The organism is Mammaliicoccus sp. D-M19 (assembly GCF_022386695.1).
GTDB classification, from domain to species: Bacteria; Bacillota; Bacilli; order Staphylococcales; family Staphylococcaceae; genus Mammaliicoccus; species Mammaliicoccus sciuri.
The window spans coordinates 129,475-136,800 of record NZ_JAJNHW010000007.1 but is presented as its reverse complement, the minus strand read 5'-3'; the positions used below and the strand labels follow the sequence as shown (position 1 = coordinate 136,800).

The 7,326-nt window shown below is 34.5% G+C and carries 4 protein-coding genes; 2 read left to right on the top strand and 2 right to left on the bottom strand.

The window, feature by feature from the left end; translation table 11 throughout:
* Window positions 1–397 precede the first annotated feature (397 nt).
* Entirely contained in the window at window positions 398–1,759 is a 1,362-nt protein-coding gene (allB, locus tag LQ675_RS12415; RefSeq protein WP_107610259.1) for an allantoinase AllB, read from the bottom strand.
* Window positions 1,749–3,239, bottom strand: a complete 1,491-nt coding sequence (allW, locus tag LQ675_RS12410) for an allantoin permease (protein ID WP_048540402.1) — start codon at window positions 3,237–3,239, stop codon at window positions 1,749–1,751. Before allW ends, allB begins: the two co-directional genes overlap by 11 nt.
* Before the next feature lie 290 nt (window positions 3,240–3,529).
* On the opposite strand from allW, the gene LQ675_RS12405 reads away from it, so the two are divergent.
* Both LQ675_RS12405 and LQ675_RS12400 read left to right on the top strand, forming a co-directional pair.
* Window positions 3,530–5,149: a PucR family transcriptional regulator gene (locus LQ675_RS12405; protein WP_048540401.1), complete on the top strand. Its 1,620-nt coding sequence runs from the start codon at window positions 3,530–3,532 to the stop codon at window positions 5,147–5,149.
* Between the two features lie 107 nt (window positions 5,150–5,256).
* Entirely contained in the window at window positions 5,257–7,326 is a 2,070-nt protein-coding gene (locus LQ675_RS12400) for a cation:proton antiporter (protein WP_048540400.1), read from the top strand.

Genomic DNA, 7,326 nt, shown 5'->3' with positions numbered 1-7,326 from the left:
TTAAGCCACGACTTCAGCCATCTCTTGGCTTTACTCAATACTTAAGCCACGACTTCAGCTATCTCTTGGCTTTATTCATCATTTAAGCCACAACTTCAGCCATCTCTTGGCTTTACTCAATACTTAAGCCACGACTTCAGCTATCTCTTGGCTTTACTCATCACTTAAGCCACGACTTGAACAATCACTTGGCTTTATTCATCACTTAAGCCACGACTTCAGCCATCTCTTGGCTTTACTCATCACTTAAGCCATGACTTCAGCTATCTCTTGGCTTTACTCAATACTTAAGCCAAGAGATTCCACCCCTTCCTCCTAGAAAAACCTAGCTCACCCCTCCAATAAAAAAAAAGGCAGGGACACCACAATGGTCCCTGCCTTTCCTTATATATAATTCTTAGATAAAGCGTCCTAAGCGTGCTTCTGTTACGCCTGTTTCTTGATCATAAATTTCTTGTCCTCTTAATATTGTTTTTGTAACTTGTGCGCCGATTTCTCGACCAATATATGGACTCATTTTATTTCTATATGCTAAGTCTTCTGCTTGTAATGTATATGGTGCTTCTGGTTTGATAAATACAAAGTCTGCATCTTTTCCTAGTGCGATGCTACCTTTCGTATCTAATCCAAAGCGTTTTGCTGGTGCTGTTGCAATGATATCAGCAAATTTTTGTAATGACATATTACGTTTTTGAACGCCTTCGTCAAATAGTATATCTACGTTATTTTGTAATCCTGCAATACCGCCCCATGCTTCAAATGCATTGTCAGTATCTTTTAAATCTGGTGTACATGGTGAATGGTCAGATGTTACGAAGTTAATGTCTCCGTTTAATACGCGATCCCACATACCTTCTAATCGAGATTGTTCACGAATTGGTGGTGAACATTTAACAACTGGTCCGATTGAATCTAACTCTTCTTTGTAGAAGTATAAGTAGTGTGTACATGTTTCACATGTAATATCTACACCTTCTTGTTGAGCTTTGATCACTTCTTCAACGCCTTCTTCACAAGCAACGTGTACGATATGCACGCGACACCCTGTTTCTTTAGCGAATAATACGATTTTGCGGATTGGTTCAACTTCAGTAAATACTGGTCTAGAATCCACATATGCACTTAATGTTGTTTCGCCATTTTCTTTAGCGATTTCACCTAAACGATCTGTAATTGTAGCATTTTCTGAATGGATAGATAAGATTTTTCCCGTTTTAGCAATTTGTTTCATACCTTCATATAATGAATAGTCATCAACATTTTCAAAATCGCCTTCGATTGTACGGTCACCACAAGTTGCTAAGAATGCTTTATAAGCAACAACGCCCGCTTCATCTAATTCTTGAATACCACCGTTTAAGTTATAAGGTACTAATCCTCCATAACTTGCAACATCTACAGCTAACTCATCTTTACCTGCATCAAATTTAGCTTGGATAGAAGCTTTATCTGTAGTAGCTGGTACTTGGTTTAATGGCATTTCAACAAATGATGTTACGCCACCTTTAGCAGCTGCATTTGTACCTGTTACGTAACCTTCCCATCCGTCACGGTATCCGCCACCTGGTTCTGTAATATGCACGTGAGCATCTACCATACCTGGTGAAACGATTTGATTTTTTGCATCAAGAATTTGTTCAGCTTCTCCTAATTCTTGTCCGATCGCCGCAATTTTCCCGTCTTTGACACCAACTTCAACTTTTTGCGCGTCATCTTCTAAAATAACTAAACCATTTTTGATAATTAAATCATACTTCATTATATGCCACTCCTTCTTTTTTACTTTTATCTGCATGAAATACATAATGTAAAATAATATAAACACCGCCGGCTACAATAAAGCCGATAAACCATGAAAAGTCTGAAATCACTGTGAATCCTGGTAAGAATCCAAGTAATGAAATCACAACACCAGCAATCGTTCCGATATATGCTGAAATATTGATGCGTGGTATTTTTTGATCTTTTACACGTAAATCAAAATACAATTTATCTATATCAATGTGACGTCTAGACACAATATAGAAATGTACAATCATGACACCCGCTACAGGTCCAAGTATTGCCCCAATAGCATTTAAGAATACGAAGATACTATCCTCGTTCTCCATCATTTTCCATGGCATAATCACAACACTCAATACTGAAGCAATGACTACACCACGGCGATAATTAATCCATTTCGGTAATAGCGCACTTAATTGATACGCTGCTGGAATAATATTACTTGTCGCATTTGTAGAAATCGTTGTCATTAATAATACACCAGTTGATATGAGAATTGCCCAGAAACTATCCCATTCATTAATGATTGTTAAGATGTTCCACTCTTGGTGACCTAAATAAATAGAACCACCAATAATAATGAATACACTCGCAATCGCGAATAAGATATGTGCAACCACGATACCTGAAATTTGACCGACAATTTGCGTCTTCGTTGATTTCGCATTTTGAGTAAAGTCAGATACACTTGCACCAGGTCCTGCCCATACACCTAATAATGAATTAAAAATTAAAATAAATGATAAAATCGCTGGGTAAATAATACCGCTAGATTTCGTTGAAATTTCATAATCTAAAATGTTGCCAACGCCTCCTGCAGCCATGACGCCCCAGATTGCCATACCACCAAATACAATGTATATAAGTGGGTTTAATACGGCAGTGAATTTATTAAGTATTTCTCCACCACCAAATCCAATTGCGAAACTGATTGCCCAGAATATTAAGAATGCGATTAATCCAGGAATTGAAATACCTAGAATCGTCACACCGCTTGCGATATCAGCGAATCCAGGGAAAATCTTATTCAATAAGATTAATAGTGCTTGTGAACCAGCAAAGGTTTGAAGTCCAAACCAAGCAATACCAGCTACAACACCACGTAGTATACCTGGTAACTTTGCACCTACATCTCCGTATGTATGACGCAATTGCATCGCAAAAGGTATACCATATTTAGAACCAGCATAACCATTTGCTACTAATAATAATGCAATAATAAATGAACTTAATATTAATGCGAATATTACCTGTAAAGGTGATAGTCCGATTAATAAGAATCCACCTACTGCAGTATAGTTCGGTATATTATGAACGGCACCCATCCATAATGTAAAAAAGTTAAATGCCGAATTGTTTCTTTGTGCTGACGTTTTGGGCATTATATCTTTGTTATAGCCACGTTTTTCAAATTCGGCTGGAGTTAATGCCACGTCGTTTGCTTCTCTTGCCATTCTATATGTCTCCTTTGACTTAATCAGCTAATAACTAGCTATGAACTCTTCATATACAAGTGTAAGACTTATGTAAGCGTTTTTCTTTGTAGTTCTTAACATATATAGAATTTAAAATTATAGGTTTCGTACAAATTTTGTGTATAATAAATTTTAGAAATAAAAATCATTGGTCATTTTGAACAAAACAGATAACATTTTGACAAAAAATAACGGTTTCATTTATAAAAAATCGTTTTCACTTTTATATAATCTTCATTGAAAGATAAACAAAAACGGGAGGCCTTATGATGACAACTCTAAACGAAATTTTATCTATACCTCAATTTAAAGGTTTAGAGCTTATTAATAGAAAAGGAGATTTATCTTCTGAAGTAACGAGTCTAGACATTACTGAAAACAATGACATTAAACATTTCACATCTAGCAATGCCTTCATCTTAACAACGGGCGTACTTTTCCAAGATAATCAGGAGAATTTAAAGAAATTAATTAAAGACTTAAGTGACATTCAAACAGCTGGTCTTGGTATTAAAGTCTCAAGATTTTTACATAAAATTGACCAAGATGTGATAGATTTTGCAGACGAATTGCAATTTCCGTTAATAGAAATTCCTGAAAGTTGGAACTTAGGTGAGATTACGCATGAAATTTCATCCTTTATATCCGACTCTGAAACGGGCAAATTAAATTATGCATTGCAAGTTCAACAAGAACTTAACCAACTGCTTATTAAAGGGTTCAGCATTGATAATATGATCGAACGCATGAGTAAATTACTAGGCGTACCTATTATATTATTTAACCCGTTCAAGAAGCCTGAAGCGATCAGTCATCACTATAGACAAAGTCAGTCATTATTATCTGAACACGTCGCTTATTTCAATGCACATCAACAAGAGGAACTCACACAAGATAAAAACAACTTAGTATTCGAAAATAAAGACCATGTTATCTTTAAAGTGTTGGGTTACACATATTTCCCTTACTACATAATGGTATCTCAAGTGAATAAACTTTCTTATCCATTTAGTCTTTTAACAATTGAACAAGTTGTGAGCGTGCTTAGTTTCGCCTTGTACAAAAATACTAAAATTCAAGAAGTAGAAAAGAACGACATTAACCGCTTCTTTGAATCACTCGTCTACAACAAAAGTGACCAAGCATTATCTATCAAAAAACATGCGGATTTATTAAGACAATATTATATCTACCCATCAGACTACTACCAAACTATCATTTGTGGCATAGATGCTAAGACTAACTTAGAAAATAGTTATTACTTAAACGAATTGCACCAATTAACTTTTCAATGGTTAACAGATAAATTATCCGAAATCGACTCATACATCAGTGTTTATCGATTACCAAGCAATGATCGCTTTGTCATTTTAATACAGAACAAACAAGAAGATCACCTAGAGATGATTGAACGACTACAAATCAGTTACAATGATTATTTTGAAGACCAAATATCTTTTGGTATAGGAAATGAAGTAACAGAGTTCTCTCAATTACCTTCATCATTCTTTGAAGCAAGCGAAGCATTTGAGAATGGCTTATTTAACAATGAAAAATCATTTATTTCCCAATACCATTCGAAAGATATTCAAGAATTATTGCAGCTCATACCACAAGAGAAACTCTTACCATTTGTGAAACATACACTCGGTCCACTTAGCTATCCAAAGACTAAAAAAGACATAGAATTAAAACAAACATTAAAAATTTATATGGATAACCAGTGCGATATCACAAAAACAGCAGAGAAAATATTTATCCATAGAAATACCGTCAAATACCGTATAAACAAATGTAGTAATCTAATAGGCACTAATATAGAAGATCCAATCCAATCATTAAATATACGTATCGCAATCTATGCGTCTAATATGATTCCATTTGAATAATTCTGATTATCAATACTCATAAACAATCTATATAGACACATAAATATAATGTCCTGCTCTATTGAAAAGTGTTAAAATATGTTTGATAAAATGTTAAGGAGTTTGATATGGAATTATTAGAAGCACTTTTAATATTTATTTTGGCAGTTATTATTAGTTCGATTATTAACAATCGCTTTCCTAATATACCGACTGCATTTATTCAAATTGGATTAGGCGTTGGTGTCTTCTTCTTACCAATTGATTTGTACTTTGAATTTAATTCTGAATTATTTATGATAGCCGTTATTGCACCACTATTATTTGTTGAAGGCACTCATGTTTCACGTTCTAATTTGTTAGCATATCGTAAACCGATATTATTAATGTCTATGGCACTCGTATTTACTACGGTTATTGGTGTTGGTTATTTTGTTCATTGGATATGGCCTGAATTACCGATGCCTGCCGCATTTGCCATTGCTGCTATACTTTGTCCGACAGATGCTGTTGCGGTCTCAGCGATTACACGTGGAAAATTATTACCTAAAGGTTCTATGTCTATTCTAGAAGGAGAGTCTTTACTAAACGATGCAGCAGGTATTATTTCATTTAAAATCGCGGTTACAGCTTTAGTTACAGGTGCATTCTCAGCAGTTCACGCTATTGAACAGTTTGTCATTTCAACTATCATTGGTGTCTTGATTGGTGCTATTGTTGGAACAATTATTGTAAGAATCCGAATAGATTTAACAGCTAATAAAGGTTTAAAAGATAATAATACGTTAACATTTATTCAATTATTAACGCCATTTGCTGTATATTTCTTAGCAGAACACTTTCATGCTTCTGGTATCATAGCAGTCGTTGTTGCCGGACTGATTCATGGCTGGGAACGCGACCGGCTCATTAAAGCTCAAACCGAGCTTCAAATGAATTATCATCAAATTTGGAGCACATTAAGTTATGCCTTGAATGGATTTGTATTTGTTGTCTTAGGTTATCTTGTTCCAACAGTCATAATAGACATCTTCCAAACAGAACCTGATAACTTAATATTCTTAATCACAACAACACTACTGATTGCTTTAGCCATATATATTTGTCGTTTTGTATGGGTTTATTTTTGGTATAAAGATTTTTATTATCCGAAAAATATCCAATCCTATTTAAATGATGACACCTTTGAAACACCACCATCACGACTTCGCTATGCATTTATAATGACAATGTGTGGTATTCATGGGACGATTTCATTATCAATGGCACTAACTTTACCTTATGTCATTACACAAGGTGACGCTTTTCTATATCGAAATGATTTATTATTTATTGCATCATTAATGGTCTTATTAAGCCTAATATTAGCACAAGTGGTCTTACCTCTTATTACACCTACAGCCAAGACTTCATCAACTAAAGGCATGACTTATCAATCTGCTAAGATATTTATCGTACAACAAGTCATTGCTCATTTGAAATCGGAAAGTAAAGTTGATAGCAATGCAGATTTTAGACCTGTGCTCAATCAATATTATGGAGAGTTATTATTCCTACTTAATTCCGAACCGAATAATAAAAACACTAAAGAACTAAAACGTTTAGAAGAAATCGCCCATACAGTTGAAACAGAAACATTAGAAAGACTAATCGAAAGTGATAAAGCTACGTACCAAGATATTAATAACTACCGTAATGTTGTAGAGTTATCTGAAACACATCGTAATGCCTCCTTTAGAGATAAAGCTATCAACTACATCAAGATGTTTGTCATTCGATTAAAAGCAATTAAGCATTTCAAATCAGAGGATAAAGAAACAAAAATGCAAGAATACGCGAATAGTTTTAAAGACGTTCAAAAAATTATGCGTATCGTGAACCATCATGTTACGTTACGTATGAAAGAAGAACAGAATAGTACAAATGTATTAGAAGTAAGTCTGGTTATTAATCAGTATTACAACATTAGTAGAATACTGAAATGGCAAGAACAACGTCGTAAACAAGACGACAACCATTCACATCAAGTGGTATCTCAAGAATCATTTACAAATCATAAATTACAAGCATTATATATGCAACGCCACTATTTAGACGAGCTCATTAAACACAACAAAATCAATAACACCGTTGCAGGACAAATACGTGAGAATATAAATTATAACGAAATCGTCTTAGCGCAAAAGTATAAACATTAA

Bases quoted from the DNA above. Each gene is read 5' to 3' on its own strand.
- allB (WP_107610259.1), bottom strand. From the start codon at position 1,759: ATGAAGTATGATTTAATTATCAAAAATGGTTTAGTTATTTTAGAAGAT.
- allW (WP_048540402.1), bottom strand. From the start codon at position 3,239: ATGGCAAGAGAAGCAAACGACGTGGCATTAACTCCAGCCGAATTTGAA.
- LQ675_RS12400 (WP_048540400.1), top strand. From the start codon at position 5,257: ATGGAATTATTAGAAGCACTTTTAATATTTATTTTGGCAGTTATTATT.
- LQ675_RS12405 (WP_048540401.1), top strand. From the start codon at position 3,530: ATGACAACTCTAAACGAAATTTTATCTATACCTCAATTTAAAGGTTTA.